Source organism: Cobetia sp. 14N.309.X.WAT.E.A4, from assembly GCF_030397495.1.
Classification (GTDB): Bacteria; Pseudomonadota; Gammaproteobacteria; order Pseudomonadales; family Halomonadaceae; genus Cobetia; species Cobetia marina.
Map to the genome: position 1 here is coordinate 149,045 of NZ_JAPNXT010000006.1, position 18,677 is coordinate 167,721.

Genomic DNA, 18,677 nt, shown 5'->3' on the forward strand with positions numbered 1-18,677 from the left:
CTAGCAGCTCACACGAGCCCGCAAACGGATGTCAGTACGGTAGTACGGCCTCAAGGGCACGCGGCCCACTGCCGCGCCCCTGTCGCTGACAGCGCTCATTGCGGCTCGGGCGACAGCAATGATACCAGCAGCGTGCCGATTTCTCCCTCCAGCGGCATGGCCCGTCCGGTCTGGGTATTCATCAGCACGAAGGTGAAATCCGCGCGGGAGACCAGTGCGCCGGAGCGCGGATGCACCTCGCCCATTCGAGTCTCGCCCAGATGGATCTCCTGATGCATGATCATCTTGCGCCGCCCGACCCGAGCGAGTCGCGTGGTGATCACCAGCTCATCATGCACGGTGGCCGGATAATGCCAGTCCAGATTGACATTGACCGCCACCATCGCGATGCCCTCGCGCTTGAGGTCCGCCAGGTCCAGATGCGCGAGCATGAACTCCCAGCGCCCTTCTTCGTAGAACTCCAGATACCGGGCGTTGTTGACGTGCCCATAGCCATCCAGGTGATAACCTCGCACCGTCAGTGTCGTGCGACTGAAAGTGCCGGCGGTCTCATCGGCGGCGTCCTGTTGACGGCTGTCCTGTTGCATCCTTGCCTCCTGTGCGGGAAACGGATGAGCCTGCTCGGCCCTCGTCATCAGATCTTAGGCCGGGCACGAGCAGAAAAACAAACGCTTGGTTGAATGATCGCGCCTGCCCTGCACGCCATCCTGACAAGGCGGCGGGATCTGCCACGGACGATGCCCTTCACGTCCAGACCTGCAGGACGGCTACTCGCCGGGCGGGCCCTGCGGCGGCCTCTCGCCTCCCTCCTCGTCGAGGAAGTGCCCCTTCTCGCCCATGAAACAGCCGAATATCTGGTTAACCCCCGGCGCGGAGGCGTGGTAGTGATAGCCACGCACCGGGTCCGTCTCGCCGCCACAGTCATCCAGGTCAGCGGGAACATTGCCGTCCTTGTCCTCTCTGGCATAGATGGCATAGCCATCCAGCGCATAGCCGATCATCGGCGAATGGCCATCCTCCTGAATGCCGATCTCGGAGCAGCCGGTGGCGGTGTGATAGTGATAGCCCTCATGCGGATTGGCATGCGCGCCACAATCATCGAGCACCCCCAGGGTGTGAGAGCTCAGGATCAGCTCCAGCGGTGCCGGCGGGCCGAACAGCACGCCATTGAGCGCCACGCCGGTGTTGGCGCGGCCGGCCAGCGAGGTCGGCTCGGCGGCCGGTACCGGCACCCTGGGGATCACGACAGTCTTCTCGATGCCGCCGTCCAGTTCCTCAAGCGGACACTCGAGACAGAAGTTGTCGAAGCCTTCGATGGGGTTCGGGTCCCCCGCCACCTCACAACCACGCGCGCCATCGATCACGGTGATCTCGCCCGTGTTGACGTCGTACATCTGCCACTCCTTGTCCTGATAGAGAGTGGCAAGATTCTTGATGAACTCGCCGTCCACCTGATAGAGGGTGCCCTCGCCATCCATCCAGGTGCCGCCTTCCTCCTCACCGGAATGGATATTGGGCGGGCAGAAAGGCCCCTCCGGCGAGGTTTCCGGGTCCGCGGGCGCACCGGCCACGCGGAACTGATAGCAGGTCGTCTGCGTGCCGCCGCTCAGGGTGCAGTCGACGGTCTCGACCTCACCGACGATCGCGCCCGCGGCAAATATCTGAGGATCCAGTCCAACCGCCGCCGGGGCAGGTTCGCCGTCCGTGGCTTCCTCTGCAGCGACTGTCTCTTTCGTGACCGTTGCACTGGCCGCCGCCGTGCTGGCCGCCCTGTCGTGCGCGTCATCCTCCCCGCTGCAGCCGAACAGCAGCAGGGTCAGCGCCGCCAGCGTCAGCGGCCGTGCCCGTCTTGCCGCGCTCGCGCCCGACGCTCTGCTCTTCACAAAAGCCGCCACAACCGTCTCCTCAGCAGTCCCCACAGCAGTCTTCATAACACCGTCGTCGATCACTCTGCCGCCCTCCGCGTCTCAAATCTGATGGTCGATGCCTGCGGGTCGATATCTATCGGGCGATACCGCAAACCGCCAGACCGCGAACCGTCAGGTCGATCTCAGACTAGCGCCACAGCGTGCACACAGTATGTCTTTGCGCTCGCGCGCGATGGCCGGCAACCGCAGTGTGACGCAGGGTCACGTCCACGGCGGATGACCCGCCGCATGAGTTTCGCCATAATATGCGCCATTCAGACGGGCAGCCCCCGTTCACCGGACTCAAGGACTGGTCGCATGTGGTTCAAGAACCTGCAACTGTATCGCCTGCACGATAGCGCACCGCTGGAAGAGGGCCGTCTCGCCGACGCCCTGCCGGAGCATGTCTTCCGCCCGGTCACCGGCGTCGAAGCCAAGCGTATCGGCTGGGTCGCTCCGGGCGGTCGCAACAGCGACATGCTGGTCCACGAGATCCAGGGCCATTATCTGATCAGCGCACTGCGTCAGGAACGTGTCCTGCCCACTGCCGTGGTCAAGGAAGAACTCGAGGAGCGAGTCGCCGAGCGCGAGACGGCGGAAGGTCGTCCGCTGCGTCGCCGCGAGAAGCTGACCCTCAAGGAGCAGATCTACGAGGAGCTGCTGCCACGCGCCTTCACGCGCTCCTCGCGCACTGACCTGTGGTGGGACAGCCGTCGCGGGCTGATCGCCGTCAACGCCTCGAACGCCAAGCGCGCCGAAGAAGTCCTCGACCTGCTGCGCCAGACGCTGGGCTCGCTCAAGGTCACGCCGCTGGCCGTCGCCCAGCCGCCCTCCCAGGTGATGACCACCTGGCTGAAGGACGTGGCCTCGCGTCCGGATGACCTCATCGTCGGTGATCAGGTCGAGCTCAAGGCGCCGGGCGGCGAGGATGGCGTGCTGCGTGCCCGTCAGTTCGACCTCGACGGCGAGGAAATCCAGACGGCGCTCACTCTGGGCCGCGTGGTCAGCAAGCTGGCACTGGAAGTCGAGGGCCGCGTCGCGTTGATCCTCGGCGAGGACATGGCGCTCAAGAGCCTCAAGTTCGCCGATGCCGTCATCGATGAAGCCAATGCCCAGGAGGATGGTGAAGACCCCATCCTGCGACTGGAGACCGACTTCGCGCTGATGGCCCAGGTGCTCTCCGGCGTGATTGAGCAGATGACCGCCTGGCTGGGCGGCGAAGCTCAGCCGGGAAGCTGAGCGCCACCCCCTTTCTTCTCTTCTCAAGAATGACAATCCGGATGACGTGCGTCGATGACTGACACAGCAACGCCCAAGCCTGCCACGCCTGACGAACAGGACCCGTTCGCCAGGATTCGCCCCTACCACGATCACGAGGTAAGTGAGGTACTGGTGCGCCTCGAGCAGGACCGCGAACTGCTCGACACCCTGACTCGCTTCCGCCTGCCGGGACTGACCCAGCGCTTCCCGTGGCTGGCGCGCCAGATCGCTCGCCTGGCCATCAAGCGCGAGATGATGGGCGTGAAGGACGTGGCCAGTTTCCAGACCCGCATCGCCAGCTACATGGCGCGCATGATCCATACCACCACCACCAGTTTCGAGACGGTGGGACTCGAGCGTCTGTCGGAAGACACGCCGTATCTGTTCCTGTCCAATCACCGCGACATCTCGCTGGACCCGGCCTTCGTCAACTACGCGCTCTATCGCCACGGCCGCGACACGGTGCGCATCGCCATCGGCGACAACCTGCTGCAGAAGCCCTTCGTCACCGACCTGATGCGCCTCAACAAGAGCTTCATCGTGCCGCGCTCCGCTAAGGGCAAGCGCGCGATGCTGGCGGCCTACCAGTCACTGTCGGGCTATATTCGTCACTCCTTGATCCACGATCGGCACTCCATCTGGCTGGCCCAGCGGGAAGGACGTGCCAAGGATGGCCGTGACGGCACCGAAAGCGCCATCATCAAGATGCTGACCATGGCGGCCCGCACCGCCGACAAGACACGCCCCTTCAGCGAGAGCGTCAGCGAGCTCAACATCGTGCCGGTGTCCATCAGCTACGAATTCGACCCCTGCGATCTGCAGAAGGCGCGCGAGCTGGCGGCCATCGCCAATGAAGGGCGCTACGAGAAGGTGCAGTACGAGGACATCCAGTCGATCGCCGCCGGCATCAGCGGTCACAAGGGGCGCGTCAAGCTGGTGTTCGGCGAGCCGCTCAAGGGCGATTTCGCCACTCCGGACGACGTGGTCGCCGAAGTCGACCGCCAGGTACTCCAGCACTACACCCTCTACCCGAGCCACCAGCTGGCCCTCGAGAAGCTGGCCGCCAGCCGTCCGCAGCTGCGCGACGAGCCACGCCTGGCCGCCGCGCTGGATGTCTCCGCCATCAGTGGTGCCGAGCGCGCCGTGTTCGAGAACCGTCTCGCCGGCGTGCCGAGTGAGCTCAGGGACTGGTGGCTGGTGCAGTACGCCAACCCGATCCTCAATCGTGAAGGCCTGTCCATCGATCTCGACGAGAAGCTGGACGCCGCCGAGGCCACCGCCACCGACTGATCACGCTCACGGGATATCTCCCTGGACACGACAACGCCACCGTCCTGCGACGGTGGCGTTGTCGTGTCTGGCCGCTTCATGCAGCCTGCTGCCGGCGAGCGCCTACTTGCGCCAGAAGCTGGGCGAGAACAGCACCAGCACGGTCAGGATCTCGAGGCGCCCCATCAGCATGCCGATGCACAGCAGCCATTTGGCGCTGTCAGGCAGCGGTGCGAAGTTGCCGGCCGGGCCGATGATATCCCCAAGCCCGGGGCCGACGTTGGTGACGGCGGTCACGGCACCGGTCACGGCGGTCACCAGATCCAGCCCGATCAATGACAGCGCCAGTGCCAGCCCGCCGATGGTGATGAAGAAGAAGAACGAGAAGGCGATGACCGCGCGCACCACTTCATCCGGCAGGGCGCGCCCGTTGTAGCGCTGGGAGAAGACCCCGTTGGCATGGATCAGCGAGCGCAGGTGATTGCCGAGCATGATCAGGCCGATCTGCAGGCGGAAGATCTTCATGCCCCCGCTGGTGGAGCCGCTGCAGCCCCCGACGAAGGTCAGATAGAAGAAGGCCACCACCGCGAAGGGCCCCCAGGCACTGTAGTCATCGCTGGCATAGCCCGTGGTGGTCACCACCGACATGACGTTGAAGGTCACCTGGGTCAGCGCCGTGAAGAGATCCTCCCCCAGCACGACGCGATAGAGCGTCAGCGCCGCGATCACCCAGCCCAGCAAACGCAGGAAGCCGCGCACCTGGGCGTCGCACCACATCACCCCGGCACTGTCCTGCCAGGCGCGGATGAACAGCACGAAGGGCAGCGCCCCCAGCAGCATGAAGGCGGAAGCCATCCACAGCAGATGCGGGCGATCGGAATAGATGCCCATCGAGCTGTCGTAGTTGGCGAACCCGCCCGTGGCCAGCGAGGTCATGCCATGCACCACGGCATCCAGCGGCAGCATGCCCCCCAGCCAGTAGCTCAGGATCGCCAGCAGCGTCAGCCCCACATAGACCAGCCCGATCGCCTTGGCGACACCCCCGGCACGTGGCAGCACCTTGTCGGACCAGTCCGAGGATTCGGTCTGGAACAGGCGCATGCCGCCCACCTTCAGGAACGGCAGGATCGCGATGGCCATCACGATGATGCCGATCCCCCCCACCCACTGCATCAGGCCCCGCCACAGCTTCAGGCCATCCGACAGTCCTTCGATGTGGGTCAGCACGGTCGAGCCGGTAGTGGTGATCGCCGAGACCGACTCGAAGACGGCATCGGTGACGCCCAGGTGGGTCGCGCCGAAGATCAAGGGCAGGCTCGAGTAGGCTGACACCAGCACCCAGCTCAGGGTCGTCAGCACGAACATCGCGCGGGGCTTGAGCTGCAGCTCCACCTGGTGCGAGACCAGCAGCATCACCAGAGCCGACCCCAGCGTGATGCCCAGCGATATCGCGAAGGCCCATGCATCCGCATCGCCCTCTTCCAGCAACAGCAGCAGCGGCACCAGCATCATCACCGCCACCACGCACAGCAGCAGGCCGAGCACCCGGACCACCGGCAGCCACTCCGTCACCTGCAGACGGCGCATCAAGGCGGCACCGTGCCCCCCCGCTCTCGCCTCCCTCGGCGTGCTCATGACGTTGCCTCACGCATGATCGGCTTCATTCCCCATCCTCACCCTTCGTTATGACCACCAGAAGGCATGACAGGACCGCCCGGCAGGCGCACACGCCCCCGCTGCCGGCGCTCCCATCGCCCTCAGGCCCTCGGCCTCTGGCTAGCTGAAGCGACACCTTACACCGTCATCGCGGGCAGTCCAGTGCTCATGCCCGCAAGGCGCCCAGCGCGCGGTGGCGCGAGGCGCCGGGTCCGCGACGTCTCACTCGGCCGGCATCGGGCATTTGTCCACCAGAGCGCCAACGGTCGGCCTGATGGGCCGCTGGCTTGGGCTGGCCGTTTCCCCTGCGGTACACTGAGGCTCCAATATGGCAACGATGCGTTCACGGACAGGAACCTCATGCGTCTGACTGATTGGCGAGCCTGGCAGGCGAGTGCGACACGCACAACCCACGACGGTCGCACCGACATCACCTCCTCCCCGCGTGCCGAACAGGTACCGGCGATGCTGCGCCGCCGACTGAGTCCGGTCGGGCAGGCATGCTGCAAGCTGCTGTTCACCCTCGACCCTGAGGGCGATCTGCCGATCATCCACGCCTCCCGACATGGCGACACCAGCAAGATACTTGCCCTGCTCGACTCGGCCACCCAGCCGCAGGAAGCCTTGTCACCCGCACGCTTCTCGCTCTCGGTGCACAACGCCATCCTTGGCATGTACTCGATCACGCGTCAGTCCCATCAGCCGCTCGAGGCGCTCGCCGCCTGCGGTGACGAGTTCGATGCACTGATGAGCGAAGCGCTCGGCTATCTGGGGGAGCGGGAGGAAGTCATCGTGCTGTTCTCCGATATCGCCGCGCCAGAGGCCTTCCAGCACCACGGCGACTATCCCGAGCATGCCAGTGCCGTCGCCATGCGCTTGAGCCGTACCTCGCCTGAGGCCCCGCGGCTCGCCGCCTTGCCAGTCGACGCCGAGGAGCCGGCCCACCACGCCCCGACCCCCATCGAGGTGATCGAGTGGCTGGAAGCCGCCGGACAGACACCGCTCGTCTGTCGCCGGCAGGCCTGGCAACTGAACCCTCCTCCCGCCACTGACGCCGCGCCGCAGTGATGACGCCTCGTCGTGCCTTCTGGCTATCCTCCCCCCTCGGGCGCCTGTGGCGTGGCATCGCCACCGCCATCAGCTTCAGCGTCTTCGGACTGGGTGGCCTGCTGCTGGGGGGGCTGCTGCCCCTGCTGACAGTGAGCATGCGCGATGGCGAACGCCGCCAGCGCCTGGCGCGCCGCATCATCCATCACGCCATGCGCGGCTTCCTCCAGCTGATGCGCGGCCTGGGTGTGCTCGACTACCGTCTGCACGACTGTCAGCGTCTGCAGCGCCCGGGGCTGCTGGTGCTGGCCAATCACCCCACACTGATCGACGTGGTCTTCCTGATCGCGCTGATCCCCCACGCCGACTGCGTGGTCAAGGGGCGTCTGGCCCGCAACCCGTTCACTCGCGGCCCGATCCGCGCCGCCGGCTATATCACCAACAACGAGCCACAAGGCGTGATGGATGCCGCCCGCGAGAGCCTGGCCAAGGGCAACGCCCTGATCCTGTTCCCCGAGGGGACACGCAGCGTGCCGGGCCGCGCCCTGAAGTTCCGTCGCGGCGCCGCCAACATCGCCCTGCGCACGCCCTGTGACATCACCCCGGTGCTCATCGACTGCCAGCCCAGCACGCTGACCAAGGGCGAGCCCTGGTACCACATCCCCGCGCAGCGCGTGATGCTCAACCTCAAGGTACTGCCGGACATGGCCCCCGAGGTCTCCCGTACACAGGAGCAGGATGAGCCGGAGGCGCCGCTGTCCCGGGATGCCCGCGAACTGACCCGCCAGCTGGCGGGCACCTTCGCCACGCAGCTCGAGCGTTTCCAGCAGGCCATCGCGGAGCCTGACAGCCCCCATCAGGCATGAAAGTCTGTGCAGGAAGGCCAGGCATGAGTGGCAGACATGTCACGAAGGCATGCCGCAGATTCATCCAGATGGCATATCTGCCGTTATTGAATGACTGACCCCCGACATCATCGCTGATCCATGGATCAACGACCCTGACGCGCTAGAGAGAGGATTTCCCATGAGTGATACCACCTCGCTGGAACTGGAACTCAAGCAGCTGATCATCGATACGCTGGAGCTTGAAGACATCACCCCGGACGACATCGTCGCCGATGAGCCGCTGTTCGTGGACGGCCTGGGGCTGGATTCGATTGACGCCTTGGAGCTGGGCCTCGCGCTGCAGAAGCGCTACGGCATCACCCTGGATGCCGAATCCGAGGACACCCGGGCCCACTTCGCCAGCCTCAACGCGCTGCGCGAGATGGTGGAGGCCCGTCGTGAGCGCTGATCAACCGACCCCCTCCCGCGAGGAGATCTACGCCCATGTCCGCAGCACCCTGATCGAGCTGTTCGAGATCGAGGCCGCTGACATCCACCCCGAGGCGCGCCTCTACGAGGATCTCGACATCGACAGCATCGATGCCGTGGACCTGGTGGTCGAGCTCAAGAAGTTCACCGGCCGACGCATCGACGCCAACGACTTCAAGAGCGTGCGCACGCTCAACGATGTGGTCACCGCCGTCGAACAGCTGACACAGCGCCAGGCATGACGCCGTCGTCCCCTGACAGCCGCACGCGCCCCGCACTGAGCAGGGTGCTGCTCGGCGTGCTGGGCATCGTGGCCGCTCTTGGCTGGCCACTGCTGGTCTACGCCCTGCTGTCGCGCCTCACCGCAGACAGCGGCGCGGTCAGTGGACACTCGTCGCCCTGGGTGTGGGCCTTGATCCTGTTCGGCGCCCTGCTGATCCAGCGCCTGCCGCTGCATCCGGCACTGCGCCTGGGTCTGGCCGCCCTGCTGGTGGGCATCAGCGTGGCGAGCGAGGCCGAACTCGGGCTGCGGGCCTATCCGGTACTGGTCAATCTGGCCATGCTCAGCGTCTTCGCCACCAGCCTGTGGCGCGGCATGCCGGTGATCGAGCGCCTCGCACGCCTCAAGGAACCCGACCTGCCCCCTGCCGGCGTGCGCTACACCCGCCAGGTCACCCGGGTGTGGTGTGCCTTCTTCCTCTTCAATGCCAGCATCGCCGGCTGGACGGCCCTGCATGCCGACCTGGCGACCTGGACGCTCTACAACGGCCTGATCAGCTATGTGCTGATGGGCCTCCTGTTCGGCGGTGAATGGCTGGTTCGCCGTCGCCTGCGGAGTTCACACACCTGATGCCTGACTCATCTCCCGTCAGCCCGGATACGCCGGTCACGTCGCTGTTGACGCAGCATGTCTGGCGTCAACTCGCCGAACAGTCACCCGAGGCGCCGGCCTGCTGGCTGGCCATCCCCGGTCACCCACTGCGCGCATTGACGCGTGCCGAACTGATGGCGCGCGTGGACGCCTGGCATCACTGGCTGGACTGCCTGCCCGGTGATCACGACGCCCGCCAGCCCGGCGCACGCTGGGTGCTGTTCCAGCCCACCACGCTGGGCGCCTGCGTACAGCTGCTGGCGCTGTGGGAACGCGGCATGCGGGCGATCCTGCCGGGAGATGACCGCCCCGAGACCCTGGCACGTCTGGCGGGCGACAGCGCCGGCCAGCTCCCCGAGACCACCGCCGATGGCTGGCCACCGGGACAGCCCGACCCTGCAGGTACTGCCGCGACGGCTTCTGCCCCTGCCCCTGTACGACCGGACACCACGCCCGATGCCGCACGCATCGCACTGGAGCTTTGCACCTCCGGCTCCACCGGCGAGCCACTGCGCATCGCCAAGCGCTTCGACCAGCTCGAGGCCGAACTGGCCGTGCATCGCGCGCTATGGCCGCTGGCGACAGGCCCTGATACAGCCCTGGCGTCCACGCCGGACACCGTCAGCCTCAGTCAGGTCAGCCATCAGCACATCTACGGCCTGCTGGTCTCGCTGCTGCGTCCGCTCAGCGAAGGCGTGCCGTTCCTGAGCGAAGCCTGCCACTACCCGGAGCAGCTGGCCGCCGCCATCGCTCAGCTTTCCGGGCTTGGTCATCGCTGCCAGCTGGTCAGCTCTCCGGCCCAGCTGGCGCGTCTGCCACAGACCGATGAACAGACGCCATCCGCCGTCCCTCTGGCGGAACTCGGTCAGGTATTGCGGGTCTTTTCTTCGGGCGCTCCGCTGCCGGCCGAGGCTGCCCGTCATGCCGAGGCCAGCCTGAAGGCGCCGGTGATCGAACTCTATGGCAGCACCGAGACGGGCGGCATCGCCCGGCGCCGCCAGCAAGAGACAGCCCACTGGACGCCGCTGCCGGCAGTGGAGATCACCTTCTCGCCGGACTTCGCGGTGCGCTCGCCATTTCTGGCAGCGCCTGATCAATGGTGGCAGCAGGCCGACAAGGCGGCGCTGGTGGAGGACGCGGCAGAGGGTGACGACGCACGGAACGCGGCGCCACGCTTTCAGCTGCTGGGGCGCAGTGATCGGCTGGTCAAGCTGGCCGGCAAGCGGGTCTCGTTGAGCGCGGTGGAGCGCTGCCTGAGCGAGCAAGCGGAGGTGCTTGAAGTGCGTTGCCTGCCGATGCCCACGCGTGAGCATCGCCTGGGCGCAGTGGTGGTGATGGATGAGTGCGCGCTGCCGCAGGATCACTCCAGCCGCCGCGATCTGATCGCCCGCCTGCGCCGCGCGCTGATGCCGGGCTTCGAGCGCATCGCCCTGCCGCGCTACTGGCGCTTCGTCACGCGCCTGCCGCTCAATGCCCAGGGCAAGTTCACCGCGGACTCCATCGCGCGGCTGTTCGCCGATCTCGATGATCCGCGCCTGCCACGCTGGCTGGGAGACACCTCCAGCGGGCCACAGCAGAACACCCTGGAAGCCGAGGTGCCTGATGGTCTGGTCTATCTCGACGGCCACTTCGCCGCCCAACCGCTGGTGCCGGGCGTGGTGATGCTCAAGTGGGCACGCGAGCAAGGCAGGACACTGCGGGTGAACGGCGTAGGCATGGACGATGCGCCCTTCCTGCGCCTGGAACGCCTCAAATTCTCCAACCTGCTGCTGCCCGGCATGCGCTTCACGCTGAGCACTCACCTGTTGGAAGACGCCCAGGGCCTGCGCCTCGACTTCCGGCTGGAATCCCGCGCAGGCCTGCATGCCAGTGGACGGCTGCGTCATGGTCAGCCGCATGCTCCGGACGTCACCCGCGATGACGGGCCCGCGGCCACCCCATCCCCCCATTCCACCTCGGAGGCGTCATGAGCCAATCCCCTGCGCCTGTGAGCGACTCGCAGCACGATTCTGAGCAGCATCTCTCTCGCCAGAGCGCTCCTGAACAGAGCAACGCCCTGCGCGCCTGCGTGGTGATCCCGGTCTACGATCACCCCGCCACCATCGCCGGCGTGTGTGCGGGCCTGGCACCGCTCGGCCTGCCCATCGTGCTGGTGGATGATGGCTGCAGTGCCCCCTGCGCCGAGGTACTCGATCAGCTGGCGGCCGAGGGCCATCACCTGGTGCGTCGCACGCACAACGGCGGCAAGGGAGCGGCGGTGCGCAGTGGCCTGCAGGCTGCCGAGCAGCTCGGCTTCACCCATGCCCTGCAGGTGGACGCCGATGGCCAGCACGATGTCAGTGACCTGCCCGCCTTCCTGAAGGGCATGCAGGACAATCCCGACTGCCTGCAGATCGGCTATCCCGAATACGATGCCAGCGTGCCGCGCATCCGCTTCTACGGTCGCTACGCCTCACATGTCTGGGTATGGATCAACACCCTGTCACTGGCCATCCGCGACACCATGTGCGGCGTGCGCCTCTACCCGCTGGCCGCCACCAATCGCCTGTTGGCGCGCAATGACTGTGGCGATCGCATGTCCTTCGACACCGAGGTACTGGTGCGCTGGTACTGGGCCGGGGGGGAGGTGGCCAACCTGCCGGTGCGTGTCAGCTATCCCACCGGAGGCGTCAGCCACTTCCGCCCCGGCCACGACAACCTGTTGATCAGCGCCATGCATACCCGCCTGTTCTGCGGCATGCTGCTGCGCTCGCCGACACTGGCCTGGCGCACGCTGAGCCGCCGAGGCGGCAAGCGGCAAACCGCCCACGCTCAAGATGACGCGCTGACAGATGGCGAAGACCGTGCAGCACAGACCGCCGACGACAGCGTCGCGCCCAATCACTGGGCCCGCCTATCCGAAACCGGCTCATTGAGCGGCATGCGGCTGATGGTGACGATCCGCCGTCGGCTCGGGGCCTGGCCGTTTCGCATCGCGCTGTTCCCGGTGCTGATGTGGTATTTCCTGCTGCGCGGCGTGGCGCGACGTGCCTCCTTCGATTACCTCAGACGCCTGGAGCCCGGACTTGGCGGCGTGCGCCTGTGGGCCAGAAGCTTCGCCCACTTCATGCAGTTCGGTGAGGCGATCATGGACAAGGTCTCGGCCTGGAGCGGCGAGATTCCGCTCTCCTCGCTGACCGGCACCGGCCCGGAAGACCTGCGCGATGCCGCGCTGCGTGGCGAGGGCGGCATCATCCTCGTCGCCCACCACGGCAATCTGGATGTGATCAATGCCATCGGCGAGCGCCACGACATCGACCTGTGCGCGCTGGTGCACACGCGTCACGCCGAGAAGTTCAACCAGTTGCTGGAACAGGCCACCGGGCGCAAGCCGCCGCAGATGATCGAGGTCAGCGAGATCACCCCCGCCACCGCCATGGCGCTGGGTGACCGCGTCAATCGCGGTGGCTTCGTGGTCATCGCCGCGGACCGCGTGCCGATTCCCCCCGAAAGCGTGGCGGCAGAACGGGAAAACGCGGGGGGAAGCGAGCGGGAGAGCGTGGAACAGAGCGCCGTCACCCGCGCCCGTGTCCAGCACTGCGACTTCATCGATCAACCTGCGCCCTTCCCCGTGGGCCCCTTCATGCTGGCGGCGCTGCTGCGCTGTCACGTCTACACCCTGAGCTGCGTGCGAGAGCAGGGCGGTGCCAATCCCCGCTTCCGGGTCGATTTCGCGCCCTTCGATGACAGCCGCGCCGTCAAGCGCAGCACCCGCGAGGCATGGATTGAGCAGGCCATGCAGCGCCATGCTGGCCATCTGGAAGCCCGCGTGAAACGCCACCCGCTGCAATGGTTCAACTTCTTCGACTTCTGGCACCAGGCGCCCGACGTCCCGACCTCTAGCGAAGGTGCCTCGGGGTCCGAGCGAGTGACCTGACGGCTGGCGCGTCACCCCGTCTTTCTCTGTTTCAGTTTCAGTTTCAGGTTCAGATTCAGGATCAAGCTCAGGCTCAGATTCAGGTTCAGGTTCAGGTTCCGGTTCAGATTCAGTTGTCCGTCTTTCAGGCTCTCGGCTTTCAGGTACCTCGTCATGTCATATCCCGTCTCAACCACTGCCCCGGCGCTGACGCTCGACGGCAGTGATATCACCCTCGAGCAGCTGATCGACGTCGCCGAGGGCCGGTGTGGCGTACGTCTGAGTGATGCGCCTGCCTTTCGAGCGCGCATCGAGGCAGGCCCCGCCCTGCTGGAACGCCTGCTGGAGGAGGAAGGCGTGGTCTACGGCGTCACCACCGGCTACGGCGATTCCGTGACCCGCGCCGTGCAAGGCGCGGAAGACCTCGAGGCCCTGCCACGCCACCTCTACACCTTCCACGGCTGTGGCATGGGCGCGGACCTTGACGTGGTCAGCAGCCGCGCGGTGGTGATGGTGCGCCTCGTCTCGCTGTGCCGTGGTGTCTCCGGGGTCAGCCTGGCGCTGCTGGAACGCCTTGTCTGGCTGCTCGACCACGACATCCTGCCGCGCATCCCCGAGGAAGGCTCGGTGGGCGCTAGTGGCGATCTCACTCCGCTGTCCTATCTCGCCGCCGTGCTGTGTGGCGAGCGCGAGGTGTGGGTGCGCCCCGGCGTAGGCCAGCCACATGCGCTGCGCCCGACCGCTGACGTCTTCGCCCAGCACGGCCTGACACCCTATGTGCTGCGCCCAAAGGAAGGCCTGGCGCTGATGAACGGCACCGCCGTGATGACGGCCCTCGCTGCACTGGCCTTCGGTCGCACCTGCTACCTCAGCCGTCTGAGTGCGCGCATCACCGCGCTCAGCGTGCAGGCGCTGGAAGGCAATCCCTACCACTTCGATGCCGACCTGTTCACCGCCAAGCCGCATCCCGGTCAGGCCCGCGTGGCACAGTGGCTGCGTGATGATCTGGCCCACCCGGCGGCACCGGAGGTCGATGCCACACCGATCAACTCACCGCGCCTGCAGGACCGCTACTCGACGCGCTGCGCGCCCCACGTCATCGGCGTGGTCGAGGACAGTCTCGACTGGTGGCGCCGCTTCCTGGAGACCGAGCTCAACAGCGCCAACGACAACCCGCTGATCGATGTCGAGGCGGGCAAGATCCTCCACGGCGGCCACTTCTACGGCGGCCATGTGGCGATGGTGATGGATAGCCTCAAGACGGCGGTCGCCAACCTGGCCGACCTGCTCGACCGCCAGCTGGCCCTGCTGGTCGACAGCCGCTACAACCGTGGCCTGCCCAGCAACCTCAGCGGTGCCACGCCTGAGCGCGCGCCGCTCAACCATGGCTACAAGGCGGTGCAGATCGGCGCCTCGGCCTGGACGGCGGAAGCCCTCAAGCTGACCATGCCGGCCAGCGTCTTCTCGCGCTCCACCGAATGCCACAATCAGGATAAGGTCAGCATGGGCACCATCGCCGCGCGGGATGCCCTGCGCGTGCTGGCGCTGGTCGAGCAGGTCGCCGCCGCCACCCTGCACGCCGCCGCGCAGGGCTGTGAGCAACGCGCCGCCATCGCCGGCCACAGCGCCACGCCGCCGAGCCTGGCGGCCTTCGTCAGCGAGCTGCGCGAGGACATCGCCCCGCTCGAGGAAGATCGCGGTCTGGAGGCCGATCTGCGCCTGCTGTGTGCGCGCATCCGTGAGCGCCACTGGGCCCTGAGCACAGACGAGGCCCACGCATGAGCGAGCGGACAGCCTTGAGCGAGAAAACAGCCCTGAGCGAGCAGACAGCCTTGAGCGAGAAAAACGCCATGAACCAGCCCGCCGAAACGCCGATGCCCAGCGCCACGGTGGAAATGGAAGTGCCCTTCCACGACGTCGACATGATGGAAGTCGCCTGGCACGGCCATTACGTGCGCTATCTCGAGATCGCCCGCTGCAAGCTGCTCGACATGCTCGACTACAACTACTCGCAGATGCGCGAGTCAGGCTATGCCTGGCCGGTGATCGACCTGCGCCTGCGCTACGCGGGCCCGGCGCGCTTCGGCCAGCGCATCGCCGTCACCGCGCGCCTGCGCGAGTGGGAAAACCGCCTCAAGCTCGATTACGTGATCCGCGATGTCGAGAGCGGCAAGCGCCTGACCCGTGGCCATAGCGTGCAGGTCGCCGTCGGACTCGCGGATGGTGAGATGCTGCTGGCCTCGCCGCCTGCGCTCAGCGAGCGGCTGGCCGCCTGGCAGGCCAGCCAGTCACAGACCAGCCCGTCGCAGGCAGACCCGTCACAGACAGCCGACGAGGACGCGCCTGCCACCCCGCCCCCGACACGAGGAACGCCGTGATGACGTCACGCCTTGCCATTGCCGCCACTACCCTGCTGCTGACTGCCAGTGCCTTCGGGGCCAGCGCCGCCGAATTCGACGCCCGCGCCCTGACCCAACAGCTGGCGCGCACCGCCCCTGTCTGCGGTGATTTCCAGCAGACCCGCTGGCTCGAGGATGTCGGCGCACAGCTCAAGAGTCGTGGCCAGTTCCATCTGATCGGGGATCCGAACGCGCCCGAAGGCCTGGTGTGGGAAACCACCTCCCCCATCGAGGACCGTCTCGAGATGCGCCCGAATGCCAGCGAAGGCCCGGATGGCGAGCCGCTGCCCGCCGACCAGCAGGCGATGGCGGAGCTGTTGGTCAACTTCTTCCACGGCGACTGGCAGGCGCTCGAGGAGCACTTCACCCTGACGCTCACCGGCAGCGCGGATGACTGGCAGGCCAGCCTGACACCGCGTGATGCCCGTCTGGCCGAGGCCATCGAGCACCTCGAGATCGAGGGTGGCAGCTGGCTTGACCACCTGACCCTCACCAGCGGCGACGGTGACCGTCTCGCCCTGACCCTGACACCGCGCGATCAGTGCCCCGAATGACAGGGCGCGGCGACTCGCATGACACGGGGCTGGATCGCGCCGCCTGGCGCTGGCTGTGGGCCGGCGTGCTGCTGCTGTGCGCGGTGCTGCTGGCCGGGAAACTCGCCCCGCAGAGCCCATGGCGAGGCGCGATCGACACCCGCATCACCGCCATGCTGCCAGCGCAGGAACGCAGCCCGTTGGCCGCGCGCGCCGAATCGCTGGAGGACACCGCCAATCGGCTGGTGATTCTGGTCGGCACACGCGATGCCAGCGCCACGTCACTCAAGCAGCGTGACGCCGCCGCCCAGGCGCTGCGTCAGGCGCTCGCGCCCATCGCGAGGCTGGATGACGGCAAGAGCCTCGAAAGCCTGCGCCTGCCGGCAGAGGTCCAACCGGCCCTGATCGCCCCGTCGCTTGCAGGCCTGAGTGACGATGACTGGCAGGCGCGCGCCCTCAGGCAACTGTTCCAGCCCGGCGGCCAGCGCGACCTGATCCGTGACCCCTTCGGCCTCGCCGGCGCCTGGCAGAGCTGGCTGACGCCCGCCAACCTGTCGCTGTCCGGCGGCCAGCTGTTGCTGCGTGCGCCGGCTTCCGCTGGCTCAGTCAGTAACGAACAGGACAGTGACGAGCAGAACAGCGAAGAAGGCGGTAGCGGCTATCGCCTGATCAGCGCCACCCTCACCGGCAGCGCCTACGCGATGGGGGATCAGCAGGCGCTGGAACAGGCCGTGGATGGCGTGAAGGCCGACTACCCCGACGTCAGGCTGCTGCGCTCCGGACTGGTCTTCCATGCCAGTGCCGGAGCGCAGCAGGCCAGACAGGAGATGTCGACCATCGGGCTCGGCTCGCTGATCGGCGTGCTGCTGTTGCTGTGGGCGGTGTTCCGCACTCCGCGACGGCTGCCGTTGCTGCTGGTACCGGTGGCCACGGGCGTGCTGTTCGCGCTGCCGCTGACCTGGTGGGCCTTCGGCAGCCTGCACGTTCTGACGCTGGCCTTCGGCGCCAGCCTGATCGGCATCTCCATCGATTACGTGCTGCATCTGGAATGCATGCGCCGCCTGGCGACGACAGACGGTCGCGGCGGACTCGCCGCGCTGTGGCCGGGCCTGACATTGGGCCTTTGCTCCAGCCTCGCCGCCTATCTGGCCATCACCCTGACGCCGATGCCCGGCCTGCGCCAGATGGGCATGTTCGCCGCCCTCGGCTTGCTCGGCGCCTGGCTGAGCGTGCGCCTGTGGCTGCCGCGTCTCTCGCTACCGGCGGATGCCACCCGCGAGGATTCCCCCGCCGCCCGCACTGCAGGATGGCTGGCACGCGTACTTCCCGGCAGGCGCAGCTGGCAGGCGCTGAGTCTGCTGCTGGTGGCCGCGCTGGCGAGCCTCTACGGACTGCGCAGCGATGACCGTCTCACTCAGCTCAACCCCTCGCCTGCGTCGCTGATCGATGAGCAACGCGAGGTACAGCGCCTGCTCGCCGAACCGGACGGCCTGCGCTACCTGATCGTGCAGGCCGAGGATGACGCCGCGCTGCTCACGCGCCTGCAGGCACTGGAAGGCACCTTCCAGCAGCTGAATGCCCAGCAGCAACTGGGGCACTGGGCGAGCCTCGCCCAGCAACTGCCGACGTTTGCCCAGCAGCAGGCCAATCTCGGCGCCATGCGTGAGCGCACCCGCACCCTGCTGCCCCAGGTGCTGAGCACCGCAGGCCTGCCCGCCGCGCTGCTCACGCGGGCCGAGCAGGCCATCGAAAGCGCCCATCCGCTGCGCCCTGCCGACTGGGTCACGCTGCCTGCCGGCGAGATGGGCCAGCGACTGTGGCTCGACTCACGCACTGCCGCCATCGGCATCGTGCGCTTTGGTGACGTCACGGCCGAGGGTAGCGCCGCCCTGGTACGCCTCGCGGCAGGCGATGACCGCCTCGAGTACGTCGATCAGGTCGCCAGGCTTTCGACGACGCTCGGCAGCATTCGCAGCGAAATGGCCTGGCTGGTCAGTGCTGCGGTGGTGGTGATCAGCCTGCTGCTGGCGCTGCGCTATCGCCGCAGCACCTGGCGCGCCCTGCTGCCGCCGCTGGGCGGACTGGTACTGACGCTGTCGGCCCTGACGCTGGCGGGCGTCGGCCTCAACCTGTTCCACCTGCTGGGCCTGCTGCTGGTACTGGGGATTGGCCTGGATGCGGGTATCTTCTGTGCCGAGCATCCCGCGCGCAGCGCAGAGAAAGGTAATCCTGCGCGCAGCGCAGAAAAAGACAGGAGCGGAGACACCGCCAGCCGCGCCTCGCAAGCCAGTCTGCTGGCGATCTCGCTGTCATGTGCCTCCAGCCTGCTAGCCTTCGGATTGTTGAGTTTCAGTCAGACACCGGCATTGGCCGCACTGGGGCTGGCCTGCCTGCTGGGGCTGACGGCCACCTGGTGCCTGGTGCCCTTCGCCCGCAGTTGAGGCGATCTCGTCACACGGGCCAGACGGAGGCGGGAACACGAATGCCGTCATGAACACATAACGACAACGACAGGGGACGATGC

At 66.8% G+C, this 18,677-nt stretch carries 16 protein-coding genes; 13 read left to right on the plus strand and 3 right to left on the minus strand.

Features of this window, described 5'->3' with window-relative positions; all coding sequences use genetic code 11:
- Positions 1-95 precede the first annotated feature (95 nt).
- Both OW493_RS10215 and OW493_RS10220 read right to left on the minus strand, forming a co-directional pair.
- Positions 96-587, minus strand: coding sequence for a thioesterase family protein (locus tag OW493_RS10215; protein ID WP_084208007.1), 492 nt, complete (start codon positions 585-587; stop codon positions 96-98).
- A gap of 180 nt (positions 588-767) precedes the next feature.
- Positions 768-1,895: a YHYH protein gene (locus OW493_RS10220; protein ID WP_289864030.1), complete on the minus strand. Its 1,128-nt coding sequence runs from the start codon at positions 1,893-1,895 to the stop codon at positions 768-770.
- 330 nt (positions 1,896-2,225) lie between these two features.
- Between OW493_RS10220 and OW493_RS10225 the strand changes: the two genes are divergently transcribed.
- Both OW493_RS10225 and OW493_RS10230 read left to right on the plus strand, forming a co-directional pair.
- Complete coding sequence (locus OW493_RS10225) at positions 2,226-3,146, plus strand: recombination-associated protein RdgC (RefSeq protein WP_176503170.1); 921 nt, start codon at positions 2,226-2,228, stop codon at positions 3,144-3,146.
- Positions 3,147-3,200: 54 nt separating this feature from the next.
- Positions 3,201-4,457, plus strand: a complete 1,257-nt coding sequence (locus tag OW493_RS10230; protein ID WP_077375253.1) for a 1-acyl-sn-glycerol-3-phosphate acyltransferase — start codon at positions 3,201-3,203, stop codon at positions 4,455-4,457.
- 102 nt (positions 4,458-4,559) lie between these two features.
- On the opposite strand, the gene OW493_RS10235 is transcribed toward OW493_RS10230, so the two are convergent.
- Complete coding sequence (locus tag OW493_RS10235) at positions 4,560-6,023, minus strand: TrkH family potassium uptake protein (protein ID WP_136938958.1); 1,464 nt, start codon at positions 6,021-6,023, stop codon at positions 4,560-4,562.
- Positions 6,024-6,452: 429 nt separating this feature from the next.
- On the opposite strand from OW493_RS10235, the gene OW493_RS10240 reads away from it, so the two are divergent.
- The 11 genes from OW493_RS10240 (at position 6,453) to OW493_RS10290 (ending at position 18,594) form a co-directional block, all read left to right on the plus strand.
- Positions 6,453-7,160 carry a beta-ketoacyl synthase chain length factor gene (locus OW493_RS10240; protein WP_289864033.1) on the plus strand — a complete coding sequence of 236 codons (708 nt, stop codon included), beginning with the start codon at positions 6,453-6,455 and terminating at the stop codon, positions 7,158-7,160.
- Positions 7,160-8,005: a lysophospholipid acyltransferase family protein gene (locus OW493_RS10245; RefSeq protein ID WP_289864034.1), complete on the plus strand. Its 846-nt coding sequence runs from the start codon at positions 7,160-7,162 to the stop codon at positions 8,003-8,005. The genes OW493_RS10240 and OW493_RS10245 overlap by 1 nt, the downstream gene beginning before the upstream one ends.
- A 160-nt stretch (positions 8,006-8,165) precedes the next feature.
- Positions 8,166-8,435 carry a phosphopantetheine-binding protein gene (locus OW493_RS10250; protein WP_077375262.1) on the plus strand — a complete coding sequence of 90 codons (270 nt, stop codon included), beginning with the start codon at positions 8,166-8,168 and terminating at the stop codon, positions 8,433-8,435.
- Positions 8,425-8,697, plus strand: a complete 273-nt coding sequence (locus tag OW493_RS10255; protein WP_240499665.1) for an acyl carrier protein — start codon at positions 8,425-8,427, stop codon at positions 8,695-8,697. The genes OW493_RS10250 and OW493_RS10255 overlap by 11 nt, the downstream gene beginning before the upstream one ends.
- Complete coding sequence (locus OW493_RS10260; protein ID WP_077375266.1) at positions 8,694-9,305, plus strand: hypothetical protein; 612 nt, start codon at positions 8,694-8,696, stop codon at positions 9,303-9,305. Before OW493_RS10255 ends, OW493_RS10260 begins: the two co-directional genes overlap by 4 nt.
- A complete protein-coding gene (locus tag OW493_RS10265) occupies positions 9,305-11,296 on the plus strand; it encodes an AMP-binding protein (protein ID WP_289864036.1) in 1,992 nt (663 codons plus the stop codon). The genes OW493_RS10260 and OW493_RS10265 overlap by 1 nt, the downstream gene beginning before the upstream one ends.
- Entirely contained in the window at positions 11,293-13,242 is a 1,950-nt protein-coding gene (locus OW493_RS10270) for a glycosyltransferase family 2 protein (protein WP_289864037.1), read from the plus strand. Before OW493_RS10265 ends, OW493_RS10270 begins: the two co-directional genes overlap by 4 nt.
- A gap of 153 nt (positions 13,243-13,395) precedes the next feature.
- Complete coding sequence (locus OW493_RS10275) at positions 13,396-15,003, plus strand: aromatic amino acid ammonia-lyase (protein ID WP_289864039.1); 1,608 nt, start codon at positions 13,396-13,398, stop codon at positions 15,001-15,003.
- The gene (locus tag OW493_RS10280) at positions 15,000-15,599 is read left to right on the plus strand and encodes an acyl-CoA thioesterase (protein WP_289864040.1); all 600 of its coding nucleotides are present in this window, start codon (positions 15,000-15,002) and stop codon (positions 15,597-15,599) included. Before OW493_RS10275 ends, OW493_RS10280 begins: the two co-directional genes overlap by 4 nt.
- Positions 15,599-16,174, plus strand: a complete 576-nt coding sequence (locus OW493_RS10285; RefSeq protein WP_136938820.1) for a LolA-related protein — start codon at positions 15,599-15,601, stop codon at positions 16,172-16,174. Before OW493_RS10280 ends, OW493_RS10285 begins: the two co-directional genes overlap by 1 nt.
- Complete coding sequence (locus OW493_RS10290) at positions 16,171-18,594, plus strand: hypothetical protein (RefSeq protein WP_289864112.1); 2,424 nt, start codon at positions 16,171-16,173, stop codon at positions 18,592-18,594. The genes OW493_RS10285 and OW493_RS10290 overlap by 4 nt, the downstream gene beginning before the upstream one ends.
- Positions 18,595-18,677: the final 83 nt, after the last annotated feature.